This window comes from Stenotrophomonas sp. SbOxS2, assembly GCF_013416715.1.
Classification (GTDB): Bacteria; Pseudomonadota; Gammaproteobacteria; order Xanthomonadales; family Xanthomonadaceae; genus Stenotrophomonas; species Stenotrophomonas lactitubi.
In genome coordinates, this window is sequence record NZ_JAAVXD010000005.1 from 170,328 (window position 1) to 195,821 (window position 25,494).

24 protein-coding genes are annotated in these 25,494 nt (G+C 67.5%); 15 read left to right on the forward strand and 9 right to left on the reverse strand.

Annotated elements, in window-relative coordinates:
- Positions 1-26: 26 nt before the first annotated feature.
- Genes HFK18_RS10360 through recO form a run of 4 tightly spaced genes read left to right on the forward strand, consistent with a single transcriptional unit; the run spans position 27 to position 2,711 of the window.
- Positions 27-410 carry a DUF4845 domain-containing protein gene (locus tag HFK18_RS10360; protein WP_180166236.1) on the forward strand — a complete coding sequence of 128 codons (384 nt, stop codon included), beginning with the start codon at positions 27-29 and terminating at the stop codon, positions 408-410.
- A complete protein-coding gene (gene rnc / locus HFK18_RS10365) occupies positions 400-1,080 on the forward strand; it encodes a ribonuclease III (protein WP_180166237.1) in 681 nt (226 codons plus the stop codon). Before HFK18_RS10360 ends, rnc begins: the two co-directional genes overlap by 11 nt.
- Positions 1,077-1,973, forward strand: coding sequence for a GTPase Era (gene era, locus HFK18_RS10370; RefSeq protein WP_025877117.1), 897 nt, complete (start codon positions 1,077-1,079; stop codon positions 1,971-1,973). The genes rnc and era overlap by 4 nt, the downstream gene beginning before the upstream one ends.
- Before the next feature lie 18 nt (positions 1,974-1,991).
- Entirely contained in the window at positions 1,992-2,711 is a 720-nt protein-coding gene (gene recO / locus HFK18_RS10375; RefSeq protein ID WP_180166238.1) for a DNA repair protein RecO, read from the forward strand.
- Between the two features lie 552 nt (positions 2,712-3,263).
- On the opposite strand, the gene HFK18_RS10380 is transcribed toward recO, so the two are convergent.
- Positions 3,264-3,986, reverse strand: a complete 723-nt coding sequence (locus HFK18_RS10380; protein WP_025879186.1) for a response regulator — start codon at positions 3,984-3,986, stop codon at positions 3,264-3,266.
- A 128-nt stretch (positions 3,987-4,114) separates the two neighbouring features.
- On the opposite strand from HFK18_RS10380, the gene rlmD reads away from it, so the two are divergent.
- Positions 4,115-5,449: a 23S rRNA (uracil(1939)-C(5))-methyltransferase RlmD gene (rlmD, locus tag HFK18_RS10385; RefSeq protein ID WP_099818938.1), complete on the forward strand. Its 1,335-nt coding sequence runs from the start codon at positions 4,115-4,117 to the stop codon at positions 5,447-5,449.
- 49 nt (positions 5,450-5,498) lie between these two features.
- On the opposite strand, the gene HFK18_RS10390 is transcribed toward rlmD, so the two are convergent.
- Positions 5,499-6,119, reverse strand: a complete 621-nt coding sequence (locus tag HFK18_RS10390; protein ID WP_180166239.1) for a hypothetical protein — start codon at positions 6,117-6,119, stop codon at positions 5,499-5,501.
- Positions 6,120-6,212: 93 nt separating this feature from the next.
- Between HFK18_RS10390 and HFK18_RS10395 the strand changes: the two genes are divergently transcribed.
- The 8 genes from HFK18_RS10395 (at position 6,213) to HFK18_RS10430 (ending at position 12,437) form a co-directional block, all read left to right on the forward strand.
- A complete protein-coding gene (locus tag HFK18_RS10395) occupies positions 6,213-6,698 on the forward strand; it encodes a CYTH domain-containing protein (protein WP_180166240.1) in 486 nt (161 codons plus the stop codon).
- A gap of 84 nt (positions 6,699-6,782) precedes the next feature.
- Positions 6,783-7,490 (forward strand): DsbA family oxidoreductase, encoded by a 708-nt coding sequence (locus HFK18_RS10400; RefSeq protein ID WP_180166241.1) that lies wholly within the window; start codon positions 6,783-6,785, stop codon positions 7,488-7,490.
- Between the two features lie 162 nt (positions 7,491-7,652).
- Entirely contained in the window at positions 7,653-8,660 is a 1,008-nt protein-coding gene (gene nagZ, locus HFK18_RS10405) for a beta-N-acetylhexosaminidase (RefSeq protein ID WP_100461396.1), read from the forward strand.
- A complete protein-coding gene (locus tag HFK18_RS10410) occupies positions 8,660-9,214 on the forward strand; it encodes a hypoxanthine-guanine phosphoribosyltransferase (protein WP_025879180.1) in 555 nt (184 codons plus the stop codon). The genes nagZ and HFK18_RS10410 overlap by 1 nt, the downstream gene beginning before the upstream one ends.
- Before the next feature lie 81 nt (positions 9,215-9,295).
- Positions 9,296-10,042 (forward strand): S-methyl-5'-thioinosine phosphorylase, encoded by a 747-nt coding sequence (locus tag HFK18_RS10415; RefSeq protein ID WP_099818943.1) that lies wholly within the window; start codon positions 9,296-9,298, stop codon positions 10,040-10,042.
- 88 nt (positions 10,043-10,130) lie between these two features.
- Positions 10,131-10,337 (forward strand): cold-shock protein, encoded by a 207-nt coding sequence (locus HFK18_RS10420; RefSeq protein WP_019183439.1) that lies wholly within the window; start codon positions 10,131-10,133, stop codon positions 10,335-10,337.
- A 384-nt stretch (positions 10,338-10,721) separates the two neighbouring features.
- The gene (locus HFK18_RS10425) at positions 10,722-11,990 is read left to right on the forward strand and encodes an NAD(P)/FAD-dependent oxidoreductase (protein ID WP_180166242.1); all 1,269 of its coding nucleotides are present in this window, start codon (positions 10,722-10,724) and stop codon (positions 11,988-11,990) included.
- A gap of 177 nt (positions 11,991-12,167) precedes the next feature.
- Positions 12,168-12,437, forward strand: a complete 270-nt coding sequence (locus HFK18_RS10430) for a hypothetical protein (protein ID WP_180166649.1) — start codon at positions 12,168-12,170, stop codon at positions 12,435-12,437.
- A gap of 33 nt (positions 12,438-12,470) precedes the next feature.
- Here HFK18_RS10430 and pdeM read toward each other — a convergent pair whose 3' ends face one another.
- Genes pdeM through HFK18_RS10450 form a run of 4 tightly spaced genes read right to left on the reverse strand, consistent with a single transcriptional unit; the run spans position 12,471 to position 18,160 of the window.
- A complete protein-coding gene (pdeM, locus tag HFK18_RS10435) occupies positions 12,471-13,112 on the reverse strand; it encodes a ligase-associated DNA damage response endonuclease PdeM (RefSeq protein ID WP_180166243.1) in 642 nt (213 codons plus the stop codon).
- Positions 13,102-15,561 carry a ligase-associated DNA damage response DEXH box helicase gene (locus HFK18_RS10440; protein ID WP_180166244.1) on the reverse strand — a complete coding sequence of 820 codons (2,460 nt, stop codon included), beginning with the start codon at positions 15,559-15,561 and terminating at the stop codon, positions 13,102-13,104. Before HFK18_RS10440 ends, pdeM begins: the two co-directional genes overlap by 11 nt.
- Positions 15,558-17,165: an ATP-dependent DNA ligase gene (locus tag HFK18_RS10445; RefSeq protein WP_180166245.1), complete on the reverse strand. Its 1,608-nt coding sequence runs from the start codon at positions 17,163-17,165 to the stop codon at positions 15,558-15,560. The genes HFK18_RS10440 and HFK18_RS10445 overlap by 4 nt, the downstream gene beginning before the upstream one ends.
- Positions 17,162-18,160, reverse strand: a complete 999-nt coding sequence (locus HFK18_RS10450) for a ligase-associated DNA damage response exonuclease (RefSeq protein WP_180166246.1) — start codon at positions 18,158-18,160, stop codon at positions 17,162-17,164. Before HFK18_RS10450 ends, HFK18_RS10445 begins: the two co-directional genes overlap by 4 nt.
- Before the next feature lie 114 nt (positions 18,161-18,274).
- Here HFK18_RS10450 and HFK18_RS10455 point away from each other — a divergent pair, with 114 nt between their 5' ends.
- Positions 18,275-19,912, forward strand: a complete 1,638-nt coding sequence (locus HFK18_RS10455; RefSeq protein ID WP_180166247.1) for an acyl-CoA dehydrogenase family protein — start codon at positions 18,275-18,277, stop codon at positions 19,910-19,912.
- A gap of 307 nt (positions 19,913-20,219) precedes the next feature.
- Here the strand turns inward: HFK18_RS10455 and HFK18_RS10460 are convergent, their stop codons facing one another.
- The 3 genes from HFK18_RS10460 to HFK18_RS10470 form a co-directional block, all read right to left on the reverse strand.
- Complete coding sequence (locus HFK18_RS10460; RefSeq protein ID WP_089236410.1) at positions 20,220-20,630, reverse strand: hypothetical protein; 411 nt, start codon at positions 20,628-20,630, stop codon at positions 20,220-20,222.
- A 149-nt stretch (positions 20,631-20,779) separates the two neighbouring features.
- Positions 20,780-21,121, reverse strand: a complete 342-nt coding sequence (locus HFK18_RS10465; RefSeq protein ID WP_089236409.1) for a hypothetical protein — start codon at positions 21,119-21,121, stop codon at positions 20,780-20,782.
- Between the two features lie 124 nt (positions 21,122-21,245).
- On the reverse strand, positions 21,246-22,421 hold the full coding sequence (locus tag HFK18_RS10470) for a thiolase family protein (RefSeq protein ID WP_100553193.1): 1,176 nt from the start codon (positions 22,419-22,421) through the stop codon (positions 21,246-21,248).
- A gap of 182 nt (positions 22,422-22,603) precedes the next feature.
- On the opposite strand from HFK18_RS10470, the gene HFK18_RS10475 reads away from it, so the two are divergent.
- Complete coding sequence (locus HFK18_RS10475) at positions 22,604-25,441, forward strand: autotransporter serine protease (RefSeq protein WP_180166248.1); 2,838 nt, start codon at positions 22,604-22,606, stop codon at positions 25,439-25,441.
- The last annotated feature ends 53 nt before the right edge of the window (positions 25,442-25,494 follow it).

Sequence of the window (25,494 nt, forward strand, 5' to 3'; positions counted from 1 at the left end):
CCACTCGCGTATCTGGGGAGAACGCAATGAAGACGATGAACACGCAGCGCGGCATGACCCTGACTTCGTTCCTGGTAGTCCTGATCGTGGTTGGCTTCTTCCTCTACGTCGGCATGAAGCTGTTCCCGATGTACCAGGAGTATTACGCGGTGCGCTCGGCAATGAAGAGCCTGGCCAAAGAACCCGGTATCGGCAGCATGGCGCCGGCCAACATCCAGGACCTGTTCTTCAAGCGGCTGTACATCAACTACTCGGACAATGTGAAGCCGGCCAACGTCAAGTTCGACCGTCGCGACAATGGCTGGACCCTCAAGGTCAACTACGAAGTGCGCCGCCCGCTGGTCGGCAACCTGGACGTGGTTGGCAAATTCGATTCTTCCCAGGACCTGACCCGTAGCGGTGTCGAATAAATCTTTCCAACGTGAAGACCTGATCGGTCATGCCTTCCGCGATCCAGACCTGCTCAAGCAGGCGCTGACCCATCGCAGTGCCGGCGCGCCGCATAACGAGCGGCTGGAGTTCCTCGGCGACAGCATCGTCAACATGATGGTCGCCGAGGCGTTGTACCTGCGCTGGCCCAAGGCAGACGAAGGCGCGATGACCCGCGCCCGCGCCGAACTGGTGCGCGAGGGTGCGCTGGCGGTGATCGCCCGCACCCTGCAGCTGGGTGATCGGCTGACGATGGGGCCTGGCGAAATGAAGTCCGGCGGCCATCGCCGCGACTCGACCCTGGCCGATGCATTCGAGGCCGTGGTCGCGGCGATCTACCTGGACGTGGGCTTTGAAGCCTGCCGGGCGATGGTCCTGCCCTGGTTTGCCGCCTCGATGGAGGCGCTGCCGGCCACCGGGCGACCGGAGAAGGATCCCAAGACCCGCCTGCAGGAATGGCTGCAGGGCCGACAGAAGGCGTTGCCACAGTACGAACTGGTGTCAGAATCCGGTGACGACCACGCCAAACACTTCCGGGTACGCTGCAACGTAGCCGACCCCGCCGCCAGCACCGAGGGCGAAGGCTCCTCGCGGCGGATCGCCGAACAACAAGCGGCTGCGGCCGTCCTTGAACAACTGGATTCCAAGTGAGCGAACAAACTCCCCATCATTGCGGCAGCGTGGCCGTCATCGGCCGCCCGAACGTGGGCAAATCGACCCTGACCAATGCGTTGGTCGGGGCCAAGGTCAGCATCGTGTCCAACCGGCCGCAGACCACCCGTCACCGCCTGCTGGGCATCGCCACCTACCCGGAAGGGCAGCTGGTGCTGGTCGATACACCTGGTCTGCACAAGGTGCAGAAGCGGGCGATGAACCGGGTCATGAACCGCGCCGCCCGCGGTTCGCTGGAAGGCGTCGACGCCGGCCTGCTGGTGATCGAAGCCGGACGCTGGGACGAAGAGGACAGCCTGGCCTTCAACGTGCTGCGCGACGCCGGTATCCCGGTGGTGCTGGTGGTCAACAAGATCGACCGCATGAAGGACAAGGGCGCACTGCTGCCGTTCCTGCAGGAAGTGACCGCCGGCCGTGACTTCTCGTCGGTGCATCCGATTTCGGCGCAGAAGCGCAACGGCCTGGAAGCCCTGGTCCGTGATGTGCTGGCGCTGTTGCCGGAAGCCCCGCCGATGTTCGGCGAAGACGAAATCACCGACCGCAGCCAGCGCTTCCTGGCGGGCGAACTGGTGCGTGAACAGCTGATGCGCCAGTTGGGCGAAGAGCTGCCGTACGCCACCACGGTGGAGATCGAGCGCTTCACCGAGGACGGCAACCTGCTGCGCATCGGTGCGGTGATCTGGGTCGAGCGCGAAGGCCAGAAGGCGATCGTGATCGGCAAGGGCGGCACCCGCCTGAAGGAGATCGGGGCCAAGTCCCGCCTGCAGATGGAGCGTCTGTTCGGGGCCAAGGTGTTCCTGGAAACCTGGGTGCGCGTGCGTGAGGGCTGGTCCGATGACGAGGCCGCGCTGAAGGCCTTCGGCTACGAATAAGCCGCGACGGTCGCTTCGATGCTGATCGAGGACGACACCGGCTTCGTGCTGCATGCGCGGGCCTATCGCGAGACCAGCTTGCTGGTCGAGGTATTGAGCGCCGAGCACGGCCGGATCGGCCTGCTCGCGCGTGGTGTTTCCACGGCCAAGGGCCAGGTGCTGCGAGCGGCCCTGCAGCCCCTGCAGTGGATCCGCTTCAGCGCGCTGCAACGTGGCGAACTGGCCCAGCTGCGCGGTGCTGAAGCGTTGGATGTGGCGCCGCGCCTGCTCGGCCAGGCCATGCTGGCCGGGTTCTATTTGAGTGAACTGACCCTGCGCCTGGCACCGCGCCAGGATCCGTTGCCGGAGTTGTACCTGGCCTACGGCGAAGCGCGTGCGCGTCTGGCCGTGGGTGCTGGACTGGCCTGGACCCTGCGCCGGTTCGAACGCGAGCTGCTGGCGGCGCTGGGTGTGGGCTTCGATCTGGAGACCGCCAGCGATGGCCAGCCGATCGACCCGGCGGCGCGCTATGAACTGGACCCGCAGGAAGGACCGCAGCGCCTGCTCAGTGAGCGTGGCGGCGAGCGTCGCGCCGCCGCTACCGGCTCGGCACTATTGGCCCTGGCAGCCGACGACGAACCGGAAGCCGCCGATCTGGCCAGCCTGCGCCTGCCGATGCGGCGGGTGCTGGCTCATCACCTTGGCGCGCGCGGGTTGAAGTCGTGGGAGATGCTGGAGCAGCTCGCGCCCAGGCGTTGAGGGGTGTTCGGCAGGGCTTGCAGCCCTGCACCTGCCGAATCAACGTCAACGGCAAGAGCTGGCTATCCGTGGGTAGGCGGGGTGGGTCCGGTGGCAGGGGACGCCGTAAATACGTCCCTGTAGGCTCGGTCGCCGCATCCATGCGGCTCACGCCCCTGCCACCGGACCCATCCCGCCTTCGACAATTGTCCGCGAGCTGTCGGAACGGCTTCCGGCTCTGGTAGGTGTCGACCTTGGTCGACACGTAGATCCATGCCATGCGTGGATGCTCTTCGTTCAATTGTCGAAATATTCGATTTCGATGGATTCATCCACGCATGGCGTGGATCTACCAGACAACGGGAAACTGTCAGGGGTGGGGCGGCATGGGTTGGCAGGACCGTTGGCGCCATGGATGGCGCCATCGAGCCCCCATGGATGGGTTTACGGCGTGTCCTGCCAGCCCATGCCGCCCCGCCATCCCGCAGGAAGCCGCTTTGGCTTTGGCCGTTGCTTTGGCCGTTGCTCCGGCCGTTGCCTCTGCGGGTGCCGGGCGCAGCCCGGCCGAACCCCTCAGTGCAGCAGGGCCGCTACGGCGGCGCGGAACCCCGCCTGTGCCTGCCCCGATTCGGGCGTGTGGTGCAGCTGCCGCACCGCGCGTGCCAGTCGCGCTGCACCCACGAACCCGCAGCTGGCCTGCAACCGGTGCAGCTGGCTGCGCAGCTGGCGCTCGTCGTGCTGGTCCACGGCCTGTTCGACCGCGTCGCGCACGCCCGGCAGTTCGGCCAGGAACAGTTCGCGCAGGGCAATCAGGTGGTTGCGCTGGCCATTGAGCGCGGCCAGAGCGGCGGTTTCATCCCAGTCCTCCAGCGCCAGCTCGACCGCCGCTGGCGGCACCGTGGAACCGGCAGGGCTGTTGACCAGCGCACGACGGACCGCCTTCAGCAGCTGGTCGCGGCCCAGCGGCTTGACCAGGGTGTCGCTGAAGCCAGCCTCGCGCAGGCGTGCGTGAATGGCGGCATCGCCGTCGGCGGTATGCGCCAGCGCCGGGGTGTCCGGGTGCGAGCGGCGCAGCTGGTGCAACAGCTGGGCACCATTGCCATCGGGCAGGTTGACGTCGATCAGCCACAGATCGTGGGCACCGGGCTCGGCGCGTGCCAAAGCGCTGGCCAGTGAATCGGCGGTGTCCACATCCGCTGGTAACGTTTCCAACGCCGCTTTGAAAAAACCGCGGCTGATGATGTCGTCCTCGACAAGCAGGAAGCGGGGTCGACTGGCCCGCGGGGTCATCTGCATCAGGGCTGCCTCCATGTCAGCTGGGGTCAATCATCAAGCACGGCGGCGGCGGGCGCAAGCGGCCAGCGGCCCCGCCGGTCAGGATCTGCGACAATACGGCCCCACTTTTGCCCGCAGCCTGTTGCCACGTGGCCCGATCCCGCTCCCGTATCGACCGTACTCCCTTCCAGACCGAGATCCTCGACCTCAGCCATGATGGTCGCGGTGTTGCCCGCCGTGAAGGCGAGGGCGGCAAGGTCACCTTCATCAGCGGTGCCCTGCCGGGCGAAGTGGTGATGGCCGAACAGACCGCCCGCAGCCGCCACTTCGATGAGGCGCGCACGGTGCAGGTGCTGCAGGCCTCGCCGCAGCGGGTCACCCCCAAGTGCCCGCATTTCGGCACCTGTGCCGGCTGTGTGCTGCAGCACCTGGATGAAGACCAGCAGATCGTCGCCAAGCAGCGCGTGCTGATGGACAACCTGGAGCGCATCGGCCATGTGAAGCCGGGCACCGTGTTGCCGCCGCTGGTCGGCGACAGCTGGGGCTACCGCCGCAAGGGCCGGTTCTCTGTGCGCCGGGTCGAGAAGAAGGACAAGACCCTGGTCGGCTTCCGCGAGCAGGACCCGCGCTTCGTCGCGGACCTGCAGCAGTGCCTGACCGTGATCCCGGAAATCGGCACCAAGGTGGAGGTGCTGTCGACCTTCATCGAATCCCTGGACGGCAAGCGCGACATCCCGCAGATCGAGTTCATCGCCGGTGACCAGGCCGTGGTGCTGACCGTGCGCCACCTGCAGCCGCTGAGTGACGCTGATCGCGCTGCCTGGGCGGCCTTTGGCCAGCAGCAGGGCTTTGTCATCTACCTGCAGTCGGGTGGCGTGGACACCGTGCAGCCGCTGGACGGGCAGGGCGTGGCGCTGTCGTTCCGGCTGGCGCCGTGGGATGTCGAACTGGCGTTCCGTCCGCTGGATTTCATCCAGGTCAATGCCAAGCTCAACGAGAAGATGATCGCCCACGCGCTGGACCTGCTTGAGCCGGGTGCCGACGAGCGCGTGCTGGACCTGTTCTGTGGCCTGGGCAACTTCACCCTGCCGCTGGCACGCAAGGTGCGCGAAGTGGTGGGCGTGGAAGGTGATGCCGGGCTGGTGGCGCGTGCGCGCGAGAACGCCGAGCGCAACGGACTGGCCAACGCGCAGTTCTACAGCGCCGACCTGACCCAGGACCAGCGCAGCACGCCGTGGATGCGCCAGGGCTTCGACAAGCTGCTGCTGGATCCGCCGCGTTCCGGTGCCATCGAAGTGCTGCAGCAGCTGCCATTGAAGCAGTTCAAGCGCATCGTCTATGTCAGCTGCCATCCGGGCTCGCTGGCCCGCGATGCCGGCTACCTGGTCAACGAACAGGGCTTCACCCTGGTCAGCGCCGGTGCGATGGACATGTTCCCGCACACCGCGCACGTGGAAAGCATCGCGGTGTTCGAAAAGCGTTGATGAATGCAGCGCCGGGGTCTGCCCGGCGACTGCTGCGGAAGCAGCGCGCTCAGTCGGCCGGGGCGTTCTGCCACTGGCCGTCCACGCGCACGAAGGCCATGGACTGCTCGCCGTGCTCGTTGCCGTCGCCGGCGCGCACCGTGCATTCGATGACGGCCCTGTCGCTGGCAACGTCGCAGCTCCTCACGTCCTGCACCTGCAGGGTGCCGGCCGCCTGCTCGTAGCGTGCGCGCAGGGCGGGGTCGGCCTGCTGCTGCGCCTGTGCGGCGATCCGTTCCCGCAGCAGAGCCTGCACCCGATCCTTCGGCGGCGCCGGAACCGGGACATCGCGCTGGTCAGGCAGGGTCCACACGCCGCCCACCAGTGCCAGCCGCAGCAGCTGCGGTCGCGAATCGATGTCTGCGCTGGCGGTGGCGATGCAATCGACGGCGTCGCCGGCCTCGGCGGCTGCGCAGCTGTCCAGGGCCTGCAGGCGGGGCCGGAAGGTCTCGGCGACCAGGCGGCTGCTGTCGCTGGCGGGGCGATCGGCAATGGCCTGATCGAACATCCGGTCCATCGCGGCCTGTGCCTGCTGCAGCGATGGCATCGCCGTTGATGCGGCATTGGCGGCCACACACGGCAGCAGTGCCGACAGGGCAAGGCAGCGGCGAAGACGACGGGAAAGTGTCATGCGCGACCATTCCTTGGTTGGGGGCCGCGCAGTGTAGTCGTGCCTGTCGCCGCGCCGATAGGCAGCATCTGGCGTGAGCCGCATACTGTGCCCATGGGCATTGAAATCGAACGCAAATTCCTCGTCACCCATGATGGGTGGCGCACCGCCGCGCACCGGGTCATTCCGATGGCACAGGGCTATATCAACGATCTGGGCGCGCTCGACCGCGGCACCCAGAACGCCTCGGTGCGGGTCCGCATCGAAGGCGAGAAGGCCGCACTGAACCTGAAGTCGCGAACGCTGGGCCATACCCGGCAGGAGTTCGACTACCCGATCCCGGTGCAGGACGCGCGCGACCTGCTGGCGCTGTGCGTCGGCGGCCTGATCGACAAGCGCCGGCATCTGGTCGAGTACGCCGGCCTGACCTGGGAAGTGGATGAGTTCCTTGGCGACAACGCCGGCCTGGTGGTTGCCGAAGTCGAGCTCGACAGCGCTGACCAGGCCATCGACCTGCCGGACTGGGTCGGCGCCGAGGTCACCGACGACGCGCGCTATTACAACGTGGCGCTGGCCAATAACCCCTATTCACAGTGGTGAAATCCTGAAGCGGGGCGAACGGGACAGCCACTTGATTCCCTCCGTCCCCCTTTTTTCGGGGCGAGCAGGCCACATGTCGCAGGGATGAGAATCGACATCTACTCCGACGTGGTCTGCCCCTGGTGCTGGATCGGCAAGCATCGCTTCCAGCAGGGTGTGCAGTTGCTGGGCGCCGACGCGCCCGAACTCGAGATCCACTGGCAGCCGTTCCAGCTCGATCCGGATGCGGACGCCACCCCGGTGCCGCTGCGCGAGGCCTATGAGCGCAAGTTCGGCGGTGCCGAGCGCACCGAGCAGATTCTTGGCCAGACCCAGACCACTGCGCGGGCCGAGGGCTTGCCGATGGACTTCGGCCAGGGCCAGGTGCGGGTAACCACGCTGCCGGCGCATCGCCTGTTGTGGCTGGCTGGCCAGCACGGCGTGCAGGAGGCGGTCGGCGAGGCGCTGTTCCGCGCCCACTTCGAGCATGGGCGGAATCTGGCCGACCCGGCGGTGCTGGTCGAGGCCGGCGCCGCAGGTGGTCTGGGCGCAGATGAGATCCAGCAGATGCTGGCCGGCGATCGTGGCCTGGCCGAAGTGGAAGCGGGCCTGGCGCAGGCCCATGCCCTGGGTATCTCCTCGGTGCCCACCTTCGTCATCGACGGCCGCTGGGCTGTATCCGGCGCCCAGCCGCCGGAAGCCTTCGCCAACGCGCTGCGCCAGATTGCCGCCGAGAAGGCGACAGGGCAGGGCGCGCAGGGTGCCCCGGATGACAGCGGCGACGCCTGCGGCGCGGACGGCTGCAAGGTCTGACCGGACCGCAAAAGGAGACGGAGGGGATTAAGTCGTATTCGGCACCAGTGGGTCGATTGCGCGTTAATCCCCTCCGTCCCCTTTTTTGACCACTGCGCCTGTTGGCCGGTTCTGCGACAATGCGGCACTGCGCCATACGGGCGCCCGTTTTGGAGATCGACCATGCTGCTGATCGGCGTTGCCGGCACTGAACTGACCGCCCAGGAACGTGACTGGCTGCAGCACGATGCTGTGGCCGGGGTGGTGCTGTTCAAGCGCAACTTCGCCTCGCGGCAGCAGGTGACCGAACTGTCGGCGGCGATCCGCGCTGCCGCACCGCGTCCGCAGTTGATCTGCGTGGACCAGGAAGGGGGGCGCGTGCAGCGCTTCCGCGAGGGCTTCAGCGAGCTGCCGCCGCTGCAGGACATTGGTGTCCAGTACGCCAGGGACCCCGACGCTGCGCTTGCCTTGGCCGAGCAGCACGCCTGGCTGATGGCCAGTGAAGTGCGTGCCAGCGGTGTGGACCTGAGCTTCGCGCCGGTGGTCGACCTTGGCCGTGGCAATCGCGCCATCGGCAACCGTGCCTTCAGTGAAGACCCGCAGGTCGTGGCCGCGTTCACCGCCGCCTATGTGCGTGGCATGCACGCGGTCGGCATGGCCGCCACCCTCAAGCATTTCCCCGGCCATGGCACCGTGCTGGAAGACACCCATGTGGATACCGCGATCGATCCGCGTGCGCTGGACGAACTGCGCGCACAGGATCTGGTGCCGTTCGCGGCTGGTATCGCCGCCGGCGCCGATGCGGTGATGATGGCGCACGTGATCTATCCGCAGGTCGCACCGGAACCGGCTGGCTACTCGCCGCGTTGGATCCAGCAGATCCTGCGTGACGAGCTCGGCTTCCGCGGCGTGGTGTTCTCCGATGACATCGGCATGGCCGCCTCGCACAGCGCCGGTGGCGTGCCGGCGCGCGTGCACGCGCACCTGGATGCCGGCTGCGATGTGGTGCTGGTCTGCCACCCGGAACTGGTCGATGAAGCCCTGCACGCGGTGCAGGGACGCTCCCTCAATACCGCTGCGCTGCTGGGCCTGCTCGGCCGCGGCGCGCTTGGCTGGGATGGCCTGCTGGCCGATGCCCGCCATGGCGACACCCAATCCCGTCTGCTTCAAACCCTTGGAAGAACCGTCTGATGCCGAACCTCACCATTTCCCAGGCCCTGGCCCAAGCTGACCTGCTGGTCGACCGTCCCACCATCGACAAGGCCATTGCCGGCATCGCCGACGCCATCGCGCGCGATTACCAGGGCGAGGTGCCGCTGTTCCTGTCGATCATGCATGGTGCGCTGCCGTTCGCAGGCCAGCTGGCACTGGAACTGGGCGCGCGTGGCCAGGACGTGCAGTTCGATTACCTGCACGCCACCCGTTACCGTGGCGAGACCACCGGTGGCGACCTGGTGTGGAAGCACAAGCCGGCCACCGCGCTGTTCGGTCGCCGCGTGCTGCTGGTCGATGACATCCTCGACGAGGGTTACACCCTGCAGGGCGTGCGCACCTGGTGCCTGGAGCAGGGCGCGACCGACGTGCGCATTGCCGCGATGACCGTGAAGAAGCACGATCGCGCGCTGCCGGACGTCACCGCCGACTACGCCGGCATCGAACTGCCGGATCGCTACGTGTTCGGTTTCGGCATGGACGTCAACGAAACCCTGCGCTGCGTGCCGGCCATCTACGCGATGAAGGAATAACAACGCGGCCGCCTGCGGCCTGCGTTTCCTGCCGCCGGCATCTTCGGGTGCCGGCGTTCTTTTTTCTCTGGAGTGCTTTTCATGCAACAGATCGCCCTGGCCGTGATTGGCGGCACCGGTGTCTACAACCTGGCCAAGCTTGACGACGTGCAGACCCACGAAGTCTCGACCCGTTTCGGACAGCCGTCCGGCCCGGTGCGGGTCGGGACATTGCTCGGTCATCGCGTGGCTTTCCTGGCGCGCCACGGTGAAGGTCATTCGCTGCCGCCGCACAAGATCAACTACCGCGCCAACCTGGCCGCGCTGCAGCAGATCGGTGCGCAACGGGTGCTGGCACTGAATACCGTGGGCGGCATCGGTGACGATTTCGGTCCGCGCGTGCTGGCCTGTCCGGATCAGGTAATCGATTACACCTGGGGCCGGATCAGCACGATCTGCGAAGAAGAAGGCACCGACGTGGTGCACGTCGACTTCGGCCATCCGTACACGCCGATGCTGCGCAGCAAGATCCTGGCGGCGGCGAAGGTGACCGGCGTGAAGGTCCACGATGGCGGTTGCTACGGCGCAACGCAGGGCCCGCGACTGGAAACCATCGCTGAAATCGCGCGTATGCGCCGCGATGGTTGCGACCTGGTGGGCATGACCGGTATGCCCGAAGCGGCGCTGGCACGCGAGCTGGGGCTGGATTACGCCTGCCTGGCGATCGTTGCCAACTGGGCCGCCGGGTGCGGTGACGGCGAGGAAATCACCATGGCCGAAGTACTGGCCAATGTGCAGGCCGCCAGCAACGGACTTCCGGAACTGGTCGGCGAATTGGCGCGGGGGTGATTGTCTTCGCGTAACAAGCTTTGCATACTCAGCTTGTGCGCGGGTTCAGCGTACACCACCCATTCATTGCATAAGGTCACGCATCACCATGCCGAACGGTACCGTCAAGTGGTTCAACGACGCCAAGGGATTTGGCTTCATCTCGCCGGAGGACGGCAGCGCCGACGTCTTCGCGCACTTCTCCGCGATCAACTCCAAGGGCTTCCGCAGTCTGCAGGAAGGCCAGAAGGTCACCTACGACGTGACCCAGGGCCCGAAGGGCGCCCAGGCCTCGAACATCGTTCCGGCCGAGTGATCCACTCGATAGTGCGTTGAAAACCCCGCTTCGGCGGGGTTTTTTTTTGCGGGCCGTGAACGTGAAGATGCCCTTGCTGTGGGAGCGCCTGTCCTTGCGTGCGAATGTCCCCCGGCGCCGGCCTGCGGCCATCGCCTCCTCCTTTACTTCGCACGCAAGGACAGGCGCTTCCGTTGCGGAATCACGCGCGCGCCAACAGAGGCCATGAAAGCTGAGCGCCGCCACCACTGCAGGCTCTCCTGCGAAGTAAAGGAGGAGGCAGCCGCGCAGAGGCTGCCGGGGGACATTCGCAGGAGAGCCTGCAGTGGTGGCGGAGCCCGATGCACCGCTTCTGCTGGGAAGGCAGCTGATGTACCGCCCCTGCGCCGATGGCACAATGCGGGCATGACGGAACGACTGCGCATCGCCGTAATTGGATACGGCACCGCTGGCCAGGCATTGGCCATCCTGCTCACCCGTGATGGCCACGAGGTGGAGATCTTCGAACGCGTGCCGACGCCAGGGCCGGTGGGCGCAGGATTCCTGCTGCAGCCCAGCGGACTGCAGGTGCTGTGGCAGATGGGCCTGCTCGATGCGGTGCGTGGCTACGCCATGCCGGTGCGCCGGCTGTATGGCGATACCCCGTGCGAGCGCGCGGTGATGGACATGGGCTATGACGGCCTGGATGCGCGCCTGCATGGCCTGGGCATGCAGCGGGGCGCGTTGTTCTCGGTGCTGGACCAGGCGCGCGAAGGCGCCGGCGAGCTGCACGTCGGTACGACCATCGTCGAGGTCGACCACCAGCAGGGGCGCTTGCGCGACAGCGACGGCCGCACGCATGGACCGTTCGATCTGGTGGTCGCCGCCGACGGCGCTGCGTCCACGCTGCGCAACGGCATCGACGGTGGCGCGGCGCTGGACCGGGTGTACCCGTGGGGCGCGCTGTGGTGCCTGTTGCCGGCCGAAGACTGGCCGCACATGCAGCAGCTGCGGCAGCGCTACGTCGCCGCGCGCAAGATGATCGGCCTGCTGCCGGTCGGTACCCGTCCGGGTGACGATACGCCTCGCCTGAGCTTCTTCTGGAGCCTGCCGCGCGCGGATTTCGAGCGCTGGCAGGGCGACGGCATGGCACCCTGGCTGGAAGAACTGCATACGCTGTGGCCACAGGCGGGCGCGCGCTTTACCCATCTGCAGGACGCTGGGCAACTGGCGCGCGCGGTGTACCGCGATGCCGTGATGAAGCGTTGGCATCAGGGCCGGCTGGTACTGGTCGGTGATGCAGCACATGCGATGAGCCCGCAGCTGGGGCAGGGCGTGAACATGGCGCTGCTGGATGCGCTGGCACTGCGCGACGCGTTGCGCACCCACGGTGCAGGCGAACCTGCATTGCAGGCTTACCAAGCGCAACGGCGTGCGCACGTGGCGGTCTATCAGCGCTGGAGCCGCTGGCTGACGCCGCTGTTCCAGTCCGATCGCGATGCGTGGGCAAAAGCCCGCGACGTGCTGCTGGGGCCGATGGGACGACTGCCTGGCGGGCGCGGGCACATGCTGCGCGTGCTCAGCGGTACCCAGCACGGGTGGCTGGGCGCGTTGCCGCTCGATCCGGCATTCATCGACGCGCTGGCCGCCGCACCCTCGGCCGCACAGAGCGTGGCAATTCCGGCCACCGCGTGAATCTTTCGTCACGTCGATTAACGATTACCTCACCCCGTATATGCGACAAGAGATGAGCACGCGGCAGCCGCGTCGCCCGCTTTCCTTTTCGTGATCGATCATCGCGTGGCCCGGGTGGCGCCGCCGTCGCTGCCTGCTGCGGCCCGGATGCGCCGCACGATGCACGAGGAGGACGCCATGTTGTTCGCGGTCGAGAAGCTGGAATCGGAAATCTGCAAGCTGCGCGGTCTGCTGCGGATGCTGCACGAGGACCAGCCCGACGTACTGGAAGATGTGTTCGAGTTCCATGTCGGCAGTTTGATCAGCCACGCATCACCGGAAAACCACGACCATATCCGCGCCTGCGCCCACGAGATGCTGGTGGCGATACAGGCGCTGCCGCGCCACGCTGACGAGGAAGTGTCGGATTTCAGCCTGATGCCCGGGATCGTCGCCCGCCCGTCGTAATGCAGGGCAGGCCTCGACGCAGGCCTCGACGAGTCAGCGAACCGGCAGCGGCACCACGCTGTCTTCCACACAGGCGAGCAGCTGTTCGCCCGGTGCCAGTACAGGCACGACACCGGCGGTGAATGCAGAGAACGCCGGCAGGATGGTGATGCCCTGGCGCAGCCAGAACGCGGGAAAGCGTCGACGCAGCGCCGGCAACGCAACCTGCGGGTGCACATGGCCCGCAAGCACGTGCGTGGAGGCATCGGCCAGCGGCTCGTGCCGCAGCAGGAACGGCCCCAAGCGTGCGTCGTCATGCATCTGCACCTGTAGCGCGGCCTTCGGTAGATCACGGTCGTGATTGCCGCGCACCACGTGGATGTCCAGCGCAGCATGCTGCTCGCGCCAACCGAGCCATTGCTGGTACCAGGCCGCGCGATGCGCCGGACCATGCAGGACGTCGCCGAGAATCCACAGTTGCTGGCAGTGGTGGGTGGTCACCAGTTCCTGCAGGCGCTTCAGGTCATCGCCGGTACCGCCGGCCGGCAGGGCGATTCCCGCGCGCCGGAATACGTCCGCCTTGCCCAGGTGCAGGTCGGCGATCAACAACGCGCGACGTGCCGGCCACAGCAGCGCCCGACCACCCAGCAGCAGCATCGACTCACCGCCCAGCTGCAGCGGCAGATCAGCGGCCATGGCGGCGCTCCAGCTGCTGCGCCGCACGCTGCACGCGTGTGCGCCAGTCTTCATTGCTGAACTGCCCACGCAGGCGCTCGGCCCACAGCGGAAATGCCAGCGGGGTCAGTGAGGATGGCTGCTGCAACGACAACGAACGTGTGGCGATGCCTGCCAGCACCTGCTGCAGTCCGGGCAGATCCAGGCTGTCGTGCAGCACCTCATGCTCGGCCAATGCCAACAGCAGATGCTCCGGGTCGTGCTCGCGCAGCACGTCATGCAGCAGACCGGCGGAAGCCTGCAGCTGGCGCAGCGAGCGCGGCATGCCACCGGGCAGGCTGGGCACCAGCAGGCCCGACACGCGCGCGATGCCGCGGAACTGACGGCGCGTCAGCTCGCCCAGGTTCACCGCTTCGCGCAGGTCCTGCAGCAGACCGTCAGCATCCAGCATCGCCCGCCAGTCCTGATCCTGCAGTTCCACCGGCGTGGCCGGCGCGAGTACCAGGCCATGGTCGTTCACCGCATAGCCGATGCTGTTGCGCTGTTGCCGGGTGCAGCGCAGGGCCAGCAGCGCGGCCAGCGCTTCATGCACATGGCGGCCCGCAAAGGGATAGACGAACAGGAACTGGCCCTCGCGCCGACGCACATCTTCCACCAGCAGGTGGCCAGGTGATGGCGGCGCAGACAGCTGCGACTGCAACGCCAGCAGCGGCGCAAGCCAGCGCGACTCCACGCTCTGGTCGGCGCCCGACAGCACCCTCTCCAGTTCGCGCCCCAGTGGCATCGACAACGGCAGCTGCCCGCCCTGCCAGCGCGGCACGACGCCATCACCACCGCCGCGTGCCACGCGCACGAACGCGGTCATGTCGCGCAGCTGCACCAGCTCCAGCAGACGCCCGGCAAACTGGAAGCGGTCGCCCCGGCGCAGGCGGCTGGCGAACTGCTCTTCCACCGCGCCCAGGCTGCCGCCACGCAGGAACTGCACGCGCACGCTGCCGTCGCTGCTGATGGTGCCGATCGACAACCGATGGCGCAGCGCCTGGCGGCGATCGGGCATGCGGTAGATGCCATCGGCATCGCGTACCACCTTGTGGAACTCCGGATACCGCGACAGCGCACGTCCGCCCTGCACGATGAAATCAAGCACGGCATTCCACTGTGCGTCGTCCAGCGTGGCGAAGGCATGCGTGTCACGAACCTGCTGCAGCAGTGCATCGGCATCGAAGCCGCCAGCCAGTGCGCGGCTGACGGCATGCTGGGCCAGTACATCCAGTGACAAGGTGGGGGGACGTCGTGCTTCGATCACACCATCATGCAGCGCGCGTCGGGCTGCGGCGTACTCAGCCAGTTCCAGCGCATGGCTGGGAATGCACAGTATTTCGCCGCTGGCGCCGGGCCGATGGCGCGCACGCCCGGCCCGCTGGCGCAGGCGGGCCACACCCTTCGGGCTGCCGAGCTGCAGCACCTGGTCCACTTCCGGAAAGTCCACGCCCAGATCCAGGCTGGACGTGGCCACCACGCACCGCAGCGCGCCGGCACGCAGTCCGTCTTCCACCTGCTGGCGCAGCGTGGGATCCAGTGAGCCGTGGTGCAGGGCGAGTGTGCCGGCATCTTCCGGCCATACCGCTGCGAGGGCCTGGTGCCACAGTTCCGCCTGTGCACGCGTATTGGTAAAAAACAGGCTGCTGCGTGCGCGGAACACTGCATCGAGCACGCGCGGAAGCTGGGAAAGACCGAGATGCCCGGCCCAGGGAAAGCGTTCGCCGGGTTCGGGCAGCAGGCTGCGGATCGTTACCGGCCGCTGCCGTGCACCTTCCACGATCGGTGCCTGGGGTCGGTGTGGCAGCAGTACGTCGCGTGCCTGCGGCAGGTTGCCCAATGTTGCCGACAGTCCCCACAGCTGCATCGCGGGCGCCGCCGCACGCAGCAGCGCCAGGTTCAACTGCAGCAGCACGCCGCGCTTGTTGCCCAGCAGTTCGTGCCATTCGTCCACCACAACGCAGCGCAGCTGGCGCATGCGTTCAAGGGTGTCGGGATAGCTGAGCAGCAGCGCCAGCGACTCCGGTGTGGTCACCAGTACGTCGATGCGACCTTCGCGGGCCAGGCGCCTGTCGCGGTTGCTGGCATCGCCGCTGCGCAGTCCCACGCGCCAGCCCAGGCCAAGGCCGTCGATCGGTGCCTGCAGCGCGCGTGCGGTATCGCTGGCCAGCGCACGCAGCGGTGTCACCCACAGCACCTGCAGCGGGCGTACCGCGCTGGCACGACGCGGTGTGGGGGGCGGGTCGAGCATCGCCTGCAGCAAGGGGCCGCCGAACATGGCCAGAGTTTTGCCGCTGCCGGTGGGGGTGTGCAGCAGGCCGGATTCTCCGGCCAGATAGTGGCGCCACATCGCGCGCTGGAAGGGCAGGGGGCGCCAACCGCGGCTGCCGAACCAGTCGTTCAGGCGCTGCAGCGCATCGCTGCGCTTCATCGCGCCAGCGCCTGCAACTGGGCCAGGTGGTCGGCTTCGGCAGCCGGTTTGTCGTGACGCCAGCGCAGGATGCGTGGAAAGCGCACGGCAATGCCGGACTTGTGCCGCGCGCTGCGGTTGACCGCTTCGAAGCCGAGTTCGAACACCTGCTCGGCACTGACGCTGCGTACCGGACCGAAGCGCTCGCGGGTATGCGCGCGGATCCAACGATCGAGGGCGAGGATTTCCTTGTCGTCCAGCCCGGAATAGGCCTTGGCCACGGGAACCAGCGTGTCGCCGTCCCAGACCCCGAAGGTGTAGTCGGTGTAGAGCGTGCTGCGCCGCCCATGACCCGCCTGTGCATACAGCAGTACGGCGTCGATGGTGAGCGGCTCGACCTTCCACTTCCACCAGTCGCCACGACGGCGCCCGGACTGGTAGATCGAATCGCGGCGCTTCAGCATCAGCCCTTCCACGCCGCGCTCGCGCGATGCTTCGCGCAGCTGCGCGGCATGCTGCCAATCGTCGGCGGGCACCTCGGGCGACAGCTGGATGCGCGGATCGCCGAGCGCGCCGACCACCTCGGCCAACTGCGCGCGACGTTGTTGCAGTGGCAGCGCACGCAGGTCTTCACCGTCGCGTTCAAGCAGATCGTAGGCGAGCACGCGCACCGGTGTGTTGCGCAGGGTGGCGGCGCCGGGTTTGCGGCGCTGGATGCGGGTCTGCAGCGCGGTGAATGCACGCGGCAGATTGTCAGCATCGTCCCATGCCAGCAGCTCGCCATCCAGCACGCAGCCATCGGGCAGCGATGCGGCGGCCTGTTCGATCTCCGGGAAGCGACCGTCCAGCCGTTCTTCGCCGCGCGACCACAGCGCCACCTCACCCTGGCGCCGCAGCAACTGCAGGCGGATGCCATCCCACTTCCATTCCAGCAGCCAGTTGCTGATGTCGCCCAGCCGCTCGGTGGGCTCACCTTCCAGCGGCGAGGCCAGGAAGAACGGATAGGGCTGCTGGCGATCGGTCGGCAGTTCTTCGGCAGACAACAAAGTGGCCAGCAGGCCGGGGGAGGGCACCCAGTCGCCGAGCATGCGCTGGGCGATACGGGCGATGTCCAGTCCGGACCACTCGGCCAATGCCTGCTGCACCACGCGCTGCGACACGCCAACGCGCAGTGCGCCGGTCAGCAGCTTGTTGAAGACCAGGCGTTCGGCCGATGCAAGCTGTCGCCAGCCCTCGACTACAGCGGCACGACGCACGGGCTCCGGCTGGTTGGCGACGGCAAGCAGGTGCTGTTCGATCCAGTCGGCCAGGGGGCGATCCTCGCCTTCGCTGGCAGGATCATCCAGCAGCAGCGTGAGTGTTTCGGCAAGGTCGCCGACCTGCGCGTAGCTGTCCTCGACCAGCCATGGCGGCAGGCCGGATTCTTCGGCGATCCACGCCCGCAGTTCGCCACTGCCTGCGATCTTGCGGCGCGCGCCGCCCACCTTGCCGCCGCTGAGCAGGTACAGCGCCCACGCCGCGTCGTGCGGTCGTGCATGCTGGAAGTAGTCGATCAATGCCGCGCGCTTGTCCAGCGTCGCGGTGCTGCGATCCAGCCGCTGGTACAGCGCGGCGAAGGCCTTCATTCCTCGCCTCCGAAATCGGTGCGGAAGGCTTCGGCGGCAATGCCGCGTTCGCGCAGGTACGGAATCAGCGCATCGGTGTTGCCGTGGGTGGCGATGATCCTCTGCGCGCCGGTCTGCGTGATGGTCTGCAGCAGCGCCGGCCAATCGGCATGGTCGGAGATCACGAAGCCACGGTCGACGTTGCGGCGGCGGCGATTGCCGCGCAACTGCATCCAGCCCGAGGCGAAACCGAGCTGGTGGCGGCCGAACCGGCGCAGCCAGGGCGTGCCGGCGGCCGAGGGCGGCGCCAGGATCAGCTGGCCTGCGGCATCGGGCTGACGTCCCTGCTCGGCAACCGTGAGCGTTTCGAGCATCGGTACACCGGCCTGGCGATAGACGGCGACGCCGTTGGCGATGGCGCCATGCAGCCAGGCAGGCTGGTCATCCACCGCGCGCAGCTCGGCAAGCACACGTTGCGCCTTGCCCAGTGCATAGCAGAGCAGTACGGCCGCCTCCCCGCGCTGCGCACACTCACGACGCCAGGCGGCGATCTCGGCCGCCACGGCGCGGGTATCCGGCCAGCGATAGATCGGCAGTGCAAAGGTCGCCTCGGTGATGAAGGTATCGCAGGGCACCACTTCGAACGGTGTGCAGGTGGGGTCGGGCTGGCGTTTGTAGTCGCCCGACGCCACCCAGACCTGCTCACCGTCGTCGATGCGCACCTGCGACGAGCCGAGCACGTGGCCGGCCGGATGCAGTGATACCTGCACCCGGCCCAGCGCGAACGGCACGCCCTCGGCATGCGCGTGCAGCGGCACATCGCCCAGGCGCCAGCGCAGGATCGGCACGCTGCCGGTGCTGCAGTGGTATTCGCCCATGCCCGGACGCGCATGGTCGCCATGGCCATGGGTGATGACCGCGCGCGGCACCGGCCGCCAGGGATCGATATGGAAATCGCCTGCCGCGCAGTACAGCCCTTCCGGCCGCAGTACCACCAGATCGTCATTGCCTGCCATGCCCTCACTGTGGCGTGGCGGTCGTGCACGCGGCGAGAATCGGCCTGAACGCGGGGTTGCCGGACGATACGGCACAATCGGGCCGCACACCTCTTGCCGGCGGGGAAGGAACCGATGAGTGGACCGAGCTTCAACAGCAGCGCTCCCTACGAAACCCACGTGGTGCTCAACCAGCCGCCACCGTTCGCCGGTCGCCAGTTGTGGACCGACGACATCGCACTGATGGAGGCCGTGCAGCGCGAGGGTGCGGCAGCGTTCGCGCCACGCCTGGCGGTGTATGGAGGGCTGGCCGGGGACGAGCTGTACCGCATCGGCTTCGACGCCAACCGCGACCGCCCACGCCTTCGCACGCACGATGCGCAGGGCCATCGCATCGATACCGTGGAATTCCATCCGGCGTACCACCAGCTGATGCAGACGGCGAAGGAGCATGGCGTTGCCGGGTTGTCCTGGCATGAGCCGCAGCCCGGCGCCCATGTCGCGCGCGCTGCACTGAGCTACCTGCACCACCAGGCCGAGGCCGGCACCAGCTGCCCGTTGACCATGACCCATGCAGCGGTAGCCGTGCTGCGCGGGCAGCCGCATCTGGCCGAGTGGTCGCGCAAGGCCGCCGCACCGGTATACGACCCGCGTGATGTGCCGGTGGCCGACAAGGCCGGCATCACCCTGGGCATGGGCATGACCGAGAAGCAGGGCGGCTCGGACGTGCGCGCCAACACTACCCGCGCCGAACCCATCGATGGCGAGCGCTATCGGTTGATCGGGCACAAGTGGTTCTTCTCCGCACCGATGTGCGATGGCTTCCTGGTACTGGCGCAGGCGCCGGCCGGATTGACCTGCCTGTTGATGCCACGGCGGCTGGCCGACGGCGATCGCAATGCGTTTCGCCTGATGCGCTTGAAGGACAAGCTGGGCGACTGGGCCAACGCCTCCAGTGAAGTGGAGTTCTGCGGTGCGCAGGCTTGGCGGGTGGGCGAGGAAGGGCGTGGCGTGGCCACCATCATCGGCATGGTGATGATGACCCGGCTGGACTGCATGCTGGGCGCTGCGGCGGAAATGCGCATGGCGCTGGCACAGGCGCTGCATCACGCGCGGCATCGACGCACCTTTGGAAAGCCACTGATGGACCATCCGCTGATGGCCAACGTGCTGGCCGATCTGGCGCTGGAGTCGGAAGCCGCCACGGTGCTGGCGATGCGTATCGCGCGCGCGGCCGATCACGCCGGTAGCGATCCGGCCGAGGCCGCACTTGCGCGGCTGGGTACGGCATTGGGCAAGTACTGGATATGCAAGCGTGCGCCTGCGTTCGTCAACGAAGCACAGGAGTGCCTGGGCGGTGCCGGCTACGTGGAGGAATCGATGTTGCCGCGGCTGTACCGGCAGGCGCCGTTGAATTCGATCTGGGAGGGCAGCGGCAACATCCAGTGCCTGGATGTGCTGCGCGCGCTGGCGCGCGAACCGGAGGTGCTGGCGGCACTGCGCGGTGAACTGGAGGCGGTATCCGACCGTGATGCGCGCTATGCGGCGGTGCTGCAGCAGTGGCGCGATGCGGCGGCACCGGAGGAGGCACAGGCGCGGGTGTTCTGCGAACGCACGGCCTTGCTGCTGCAGGCGGCGTTGTTGCTGCGTGCACGCAGTCCGATGGCCGATGCATTCATCCGCAGCCGGCTGCAGGGCGAACATGGGTTGGCATTCGGCACGCTGCCGGCCGGGGTGGATGTGGCGGGGATGCTGGCGCGCGCGCTGCCGTAGGTGACGGCCAACGACGGAGCCCCTCGTGGTGGGCGCTGCTGGAGTGTGAGCAGCGCCGCGCGGGTGCGCTGCGCAGGGGGCGCTGCAAGTACGTCCCTGTAAGCTCGGTCGCCGCATCCATGCGGCTCACGCCCCTGCGCAGCCCACCCGCGCGGCCTTGGACGGTTTCCGTGGGCGCTCAGCACGGAATCAACAGAAGAAGCGAAAAGCAGAAAAGCCGCGGCGATGCCGCGGCTTTTCCTGTAGAGCTGAGCCCGTGCTCGGCTTTTCCGGTAGCGCCGGGCCATGCCCGGCGAACGCGAAGGCCTTAGTGCTTGGCTTCTTCCTTGGCGGCGGTGGCCTTGGCGTCGTCGGCCACATCGCGAGCCTTGTCGGCGACCTTCTGCGCGGCATCGGCAGTGGCGTCGCTGGCGTGCGCGGCGGCATCGGTCGCTGCGACCTTGGCCTTGTCGGCCGCGTTGGCGGTGGCGGCGGCAGCGCTGTCCAGCGCCTGCTGGGTGTCGGCGGCAGCCTGCTCGGAGGCGGCGGCGGTCTTGTCGGCGGCGTCACGGGTGGCTGCGGCGGCCTTGTCGACGGCATCGCGTGCGGCGGCACCGGCGCTGTCGGCGGCCTGCGCGGCATCCTGCTTGGCCTGTTCGGCTTCCGGGCCCTTGCAGGCAGCCAGTGCAAGCAGCAGGGAGGCGGCCAGCAGGGTGGTGGTCAGCGGGCGAATCTTCATGGCGGTCTCCGGTACTGCAATGGATGGGGACGCCAGCCTATTCATACCGTTGTGAAGACGTGGTGGTGACCTGCACACGGAACTGCGCGCAAAGAAAAAGCCGCTGGCGAACCAGCGGCTTCTTCAGAACAGCTTGAAGAAAGAAGTTATTACTTCTTGGCTTCTTCAGCAGCGTCCTTGGCCTTCTCGGCGGTGCCTTCAGCAGCCTTGGCAGCGTCGGCAGCAGCGCCGGCAGCAGCGTCGGTGGCAGCGCCAGCAGCCTGGGCAGCGGCGTCAACCGAAGCGTCAGCAGCGGTGGCGGCGGTGTCAGCGGCCTGCTGGGCAGCGTCGGCGGTCTGGGCGCCAGCAGCGGCGGCCTGGTCGGCAGCAGCCTGGGCTTCGGTGGCGGCCTGGTTGGCCGAAGCAGCGGCGTCCTGGGCAGCTTCCTGCTTCGAGCAGGCGGCCAGGGCCAGAGCCAGGGACATCGCGACCAGCAGCTTGTTGATGCTCATTGTGTAAATCCTCGTCGTTAGAATTAGGCAACGCGCATGCTGCGCGCCGACAACATGATGACAAGCCAAGATTGGGTGTCAAGCGATCCCGCATTCATTTTTGCGAAATAGACGTTAAACCCTTTCAGATCAACTCGATGGCGATAGCCGTCGCTTCGCCGCCGCCGATGCACAGGGTGGCAATGCCGCGCTTGCCGCCGCGCGTGCGCAATGCGTTGACCAGGGTGACCACCAGGCGTGCGCCGGAGGCACCGATGGGATGGCCCAGCGCGCAGGCACCGCCATTCACGTTGAGCTTGTCGTGCGGGATGCCCAGTTCGCGCATCGGTGCCATCGCCACCACGGCAAAGGCCTCGTTGATTTCGAACAGATCGATCTGGTCCAGCGACCAGCCGGTCTTCTCCAGCAGGGTGTGGATGGCGCCGATCGGGGCGGTGGTGAACCACTCCGGTTCCTGCGAATGGGTGGCATGGCCGACGATGCGCGCCAGCGGCTGCAGGCCCCGTGCGGCAGCATCTTCTTCGGTCAGCAGGACCACGGCGGCGGCGCCATCGGAAATGCTGGAGGAACTGGCGGCGGTCACGCTGCCGTCCTTCTTGAAGGCCGGGCGCAGGGTCGGGATCTTGGCGATGTCCGAACGGCCGGGCTGTTCGTCGCTGGCGACCTCGACTTCACCCTTGCGGGTGGCGACCTTCACCGCAACGATTTCGTCGGCGAACGCGCCGTTGGCCTGGGCTGCCTGTGCGCGCTTGACCGATTCGATGGAGTAAGCGTCCTGCTCTTCGCGGGTGAACTGGTACTTGTCCACGGCGCATTCGGCGAACTCGCCCATGGCCTTGCCGTCATAGGCGTTGACCAGGCCGTCGTGGGCCATGTGGTCCACAGCCTGGAAGTTGCCGAAACGGTTGCCGGTGCGCGAATTGGGCAGCAGGTGCGGGGCGTTGGACATCGATTCCATGCCGCCGGCGACCACGACCTTGGCCGAACCGGCCTTGATCAGGTCATGGCCGAGCATGATGGCCTTCATGCCCGAACCACAGACCTTGTTGAGGGTGGTCGCGCCGACCGACAGCGGGATGCCGGCGGCGATCGCTGCCTGGCGGGCAGGGGCCTGGCCGAGATTGGCCGGCAGCACGCAGCCCATCAGGACTTCGGAGACGTCGCTGGCAGGAACGCCCGACTGTTCCAGCGCGGCGGCGATGGCGGCCGCGCCGAGGGTCGGGGTCGGAACGCCGTTGAACTGGCCGAGGAAGGAGCCGATGGCGGTGCGCTTGGCGGCGGCGATGACGATGTTGGACATGGCAATCTCGTTGATGCGTGAGCAATGTTCGGAAAGGAGACGACGGGCGTTGGAAGCGGCGCCGTTTCCCGGCAGACTGCGTGGGGGGTCGGCTCAGTATAGAGGGTCGGCGAAGACTGCCGCTGGGCAGTCCTGGATGCCTGCCCGGATGGCGGCAGGCCAACGTTCATGGGAAGGAAACGATGGAACGTAAGACGATGGGAAGGTCGGTCCTGGCATCGGCGCTGGCGGTGGCGCTGTCGGCGTGTGGCGGTGGAGGGGGCGGCAGCAACGTGCGCATCGACCCGCCACCGGTTACGCCACCGGTCACGCCCCCGGTCACCCCGCCTCCCGCGTCCAAGCCGCTGGAGCCGGCGGTGGATGCGCATCTGGCACAGACCAACGCGCGTGCCGCACAGGCCACTGGCGTGACCGGCCGCGGCGTGCGCATCGGCATTGTCGATTCGGGCGTGCTGCGCAACGCCGAGGCACTGAACGGACGGGTAGTGGCCAACCTCAACTACATCGACCCGAGCCGCAACAATCTCAACGTCGATGACGTGCTTGGCCATGGCACGGCCGTCGCCAGCCTGGCTGCCGGTGCATCGGTGGGGGTCTGGCCCGGAGGCATCGCACCGGGTGCGGAGATCGTCTCGGCGCGGATCATTTCCGACACCACGCCCCAGGATGACGGCAGCGGCAAGGGCAACTCCTTCAGCGGCACGCTGGGCGTGGCCGGGGTCCACCAGGACCTGATCGGCTACGGCGTGAAGGTGATGAACAATTCCTGGGGCGGCCTGTACTGGACCGACCTCGGCACCACCGCGCAGGTCGCGGCCGAATACCGCCCCTTCATCATCAACCACGGTGGCCTGGTGGTGTTCGCCGCAGGCAACGAGGGGCGCGACCAGCCCAGCAGCGTGGCCGCGTTGCCCAGCCAGCGTGGCCTCGGCGGATCGCTGCCCGCAGCCGATCTGGAAAAAGGCTGGCTGGTGGCCACCGCGATCGATCCGAACAAGCCGGGTGAGCGTGCCCCCTGGGCCAATGCCTGTGGCGACGCCGCGCGTTACTGCCTGACCGCTCCCGGCAGCGCGGTGTTCCCCGAACCGGGTACCGGCAAGTATCTGTGGAACTACGGCACATCCTTCGCCGCGCCGCTGATCTCCGGCGCTGCGGCGCTGGTCTGGCAGCGCTACCCGTACTTCGACAACGACCTGGTGCGGCAGACCCTGCTCGGCACGGCCACCGACATCGGTGCGGCGGGCGTCGATCCGATCTACGGCTACGGCCTGCTCAACGTCGGCAAGGCGGTGAACGGTCCCGGCCGCTTCGACTGGGGCGATGTCACGGTCAATGTCGACGCGCCATCCTCGGGCTCGATCTGGAGCAACGACATTGCTGGCGCTGGCGGCCTGGTCAAGCGCGGCGATGGCCGGCTGGAGCTGAGCGGCAACAACAGCTACAGCGGCGATACCCGCATCGAGCGCGGCAGCCTGGCCCTGCGGGGCGGCGCGGTGATCCGTTCCAACGTCAGCATCTCTGGTGCCGGCGGTGTCTCGATGGCCGGTCTGCAGTTCATGCCGGGCACGCCGCGGGTGATCGGCAACGTCGACAACGGCGCCAGCGTGGTGCTGATCAACGCCAACACCACCGCGACCATCGAAGGTAATTACAGCCAGCGTCCGGATGCGCGGCTGATCGTCGCGCTGGGCGTGAACGCGCTGCAGGTGACCGGTACCGCACGGTTGGCCGGCGGCGTGGTGGTCGATGGCATCGTTTCCGGTTACGTGCCGCAGGTCGGCAGCCGCCAAGCGCTGATCCACGCCAACGGCGGTATCAACGGTACGTTCACCACACCGGTGTCCAACACCGGCGCCAACGGCCTGACCCTGCTGCAGGCACAGTACGGCTATGGCAGCAACGACGCGTGGATGGACCTGACCCAGGTCAATGTTTCCGCCGCTGCGTCCGGCCTGGGCGCCAATGCACAGGCATCGGCACTGCGGGTGGAGTCGGCATTCACCGCGCTGGACCGCAACGCGAATCTGCAGGGTTCGGCGTTCGGTGCGGCCGCCGGCGCGCTGCAGCGTACGGCGGGCGGCACCGATGGCCTGTCGGCGAGCCTGGAGAGCCTGTCCGGACAGGCGCATGCGCGTGCCGAAGCCTCGACCTTCGACAGCGTGGACATGTCGCGCCGTGCGGTTGCCGAGCGCTTCGACCGCGTGCAGGCGGCGCCGAAGCTGCGTGGCGCCTGGCAGAGCGCGCTGGGCGAAGCCGGGCAGGGCAGCTTTGCCGGCAACGCCGCCGACAGCCAGGGCTGGATGGCAGGCCAGGACGTGGCATTGGGCAGCAATGGTCTGCTGGGCATGGCTTTCGGCGAAACCCGCAGCAACGGCGGCAGCAACTTCAGTGGTGATCGTGGCCGCGACCGCCAGACGCAGGCGCAGTTGTATGCCGGCTGGAACCTGGGGCGTGGCTATGCGCTGGCCCAGTTCGGCACCGGCCAGTTCACCCGTGAGCTGGACCGCCAGTTGCTGCTGGGTGCCGGTGCCTACGGTGTGTCCGCGCGCTACGGCGGGCGTTTCAGCAGTGCCAGCGTCGAAGGCGGCTATCGTTTCGGGCGCATCGGTGCGTCGTTGACCCCGTACCTGGGGGCCAGCAGCACGCGCCTGGATACCGATGGCTTCAGCGAGCAGGGTGGCTTCGGCTTCGGCCTGCGCGGGGAGGCGTCACGTGCACAGCGCAGCCAGATGCTGGCGGGCCTGCGCGGCGAGCGGCAGTGGGGTCGTTGGACCCTGCGCGGCCATGCCGAATGGCAACAACGGCTGGATGGCAGTGAGCAGGCCTGGCAGGCAAGCTTCGTCGGCGTTGATGCCTGGGCGCCGTTGGCCGGTGTCGACGCACCGCGGGGCAGTGCCTTGTTCGGCCTGGCGCTGGAATCGTGGTGGGGCCGCAATGGCCGCCTGAGCCTGGGTATCGACCAGCGCGTGGGTGGCAACGATGCACGTCAGGCGGCGCTGCGCTACAGCACGGGCTTCTGATCGTAGCGCCGGGCTTGCCCGGCGCGTTCATCCGGCGCTGCCGACCATGGGTC

Bases quoted from the DNA above. Each gene is read 5' to 3' on its own strand.
- HFK18_RS10360 (WP_180166236.1), top strand. From the start codon at position 27: ATGAAGACGATGAACACGCAGCGCGGCATGACCCTGACTTCGTTCCTG.
- recO (WP_180166238.1), top strand. From the start codon at position 1,992: ATGCTGATCGAGGACGACACCGGCTTCGTGCTGCATGCGCGGGCCTAT.
- HFK18_RS10380 (WP_025879186.1), bottom strand. From the start codon at position 3,986: ATGCAGATGACCCCGCGGGCCAGTCGACCCCGCTTCCTGCTTGTCGAG.
- HFK18_RS10390 (WP_180166239.1), bottom strand. From the start codon at position 6,119: ATGACACTTTCCCGTCGTCTTCGCCGCTGCCTTGCCCTGTCGGCACTG.
- HFK18_RS10395 (WP_180166240.1), top strand. From the start codon at position 6,213: ATGGGCATTGAAATCGAACGCAAATTCCTCGTCACCCATGATGGGTGG.
- HFK18_RS10400 (WP_180166241.1), top strand. From the start codon at position 6,783: ATGAGAATCGACATCTACTCCGACGTGGTCTGCCCCTGGTGCTGGATC.
- nagZ (WP_100461396.1), top strand. From the start codon at position 7,653: ATGCTGCTGATCGGCGTTGCCGGCACTGAACTGACCGCCCAGGAACGT.
- HFK18_RS10410 (WP_025879180.1), top strand. From the start codon at position 8,660: ATGCCGAACCTCACCATTTCCCAGGCCCTGGCCCAAGCTGACCTGCTG.
- HFK18_RS10415 (WP_099818943.1), top strand. From the start codon at position 9,296: ATGCAACAGATCGCCCTGGCCGTGATTGGCGGCACCGGTGTCTACAAC.
- HFK18_RS10420 (WP_019183439.1), top strand. From the start codon at position 10,131: ATGCCGAACGGTACCGTCAAGTGGTTCAACGACGCCAAGGGATTTGGC.
- HFK18_RS10425 (WP_180166242.1), top strand. From the start codon at position 10,722: ATGACGGAACGACTGCGCATCGCCGTAATTGGATACGGCACCGCTGGC.
- HFK18_RS10430 (WP_180166649.1), top strand. From the start codon at position 12,168: ATGTTGTTCGCGGTCGAGAAGCTGGAATCGGAAATCTGCAAGCTGCGC.
- pdeM (WP_180166243.1), bottom strand. From the start codon at position 13,112: ATGGCCGCTGATCTGCCGCTGCAGCTGGGCGGTGAGTCGATGCTGCTG.
- HFK18_RS10440 (WP_180166244.1), bottom strand. From the start codon at position 15,561: ATGAAGCGCAGCGATGCGCTGCAGCGCCTGAACGACTGGTTCGGCAGC.
- HFK18_RS10445 (WP_180166245.1), bottom strand. From the start codon at position 17,165: ATGAAGGCCTTCGCCGCGCTGTACCAGCGGCTGGATCGCAGCACCGCG.
- HFK18_RS10450 (WP_180166246.1), bottom strand. From the start codon at position 18,160: ATGGCAGGCAATGACGATCTGGTGGTACTGCGGCCGGAAGGGCTGTAC.
- HFK18_RS10455 (WP_180166247.1), top strand. From the start codon at position 18,275: ATGAGTGGACCGAGCTTCAACAGCAGCGCTCCCTACGAAACCCACGTG.
- HFK18_RS10460 (WP_089236410.1), bottom strand. From the start codon at position 20,630: ATGAAGATTCGCCCGCTGACCACCACCCTGCTGGCCGCCTCCCTGCTG.
- HFK18_RS10465 (WP_089236409.1), bottom strand. From the start codon at position 21,121: ATGAGCATCAACAAGCTGCTGGTCGCGATGTCCCTGGCTCTGGCCCTG.
- HFK18_RS10470 (WP_100553193.1), bottom strand. From the start codon at position 22,421: ATGTCCAACATCGTCATCGCCGCCGCCAAGCGCACCGCCATCGGCTCC.
- HFK18_RS10475 (WP_180166248.1), top strand. From the start codon at position 22,604: ATGGAACGTAAGACGATGGGAAGGTCGGTCCTGGCATCGGCGCTGGCG.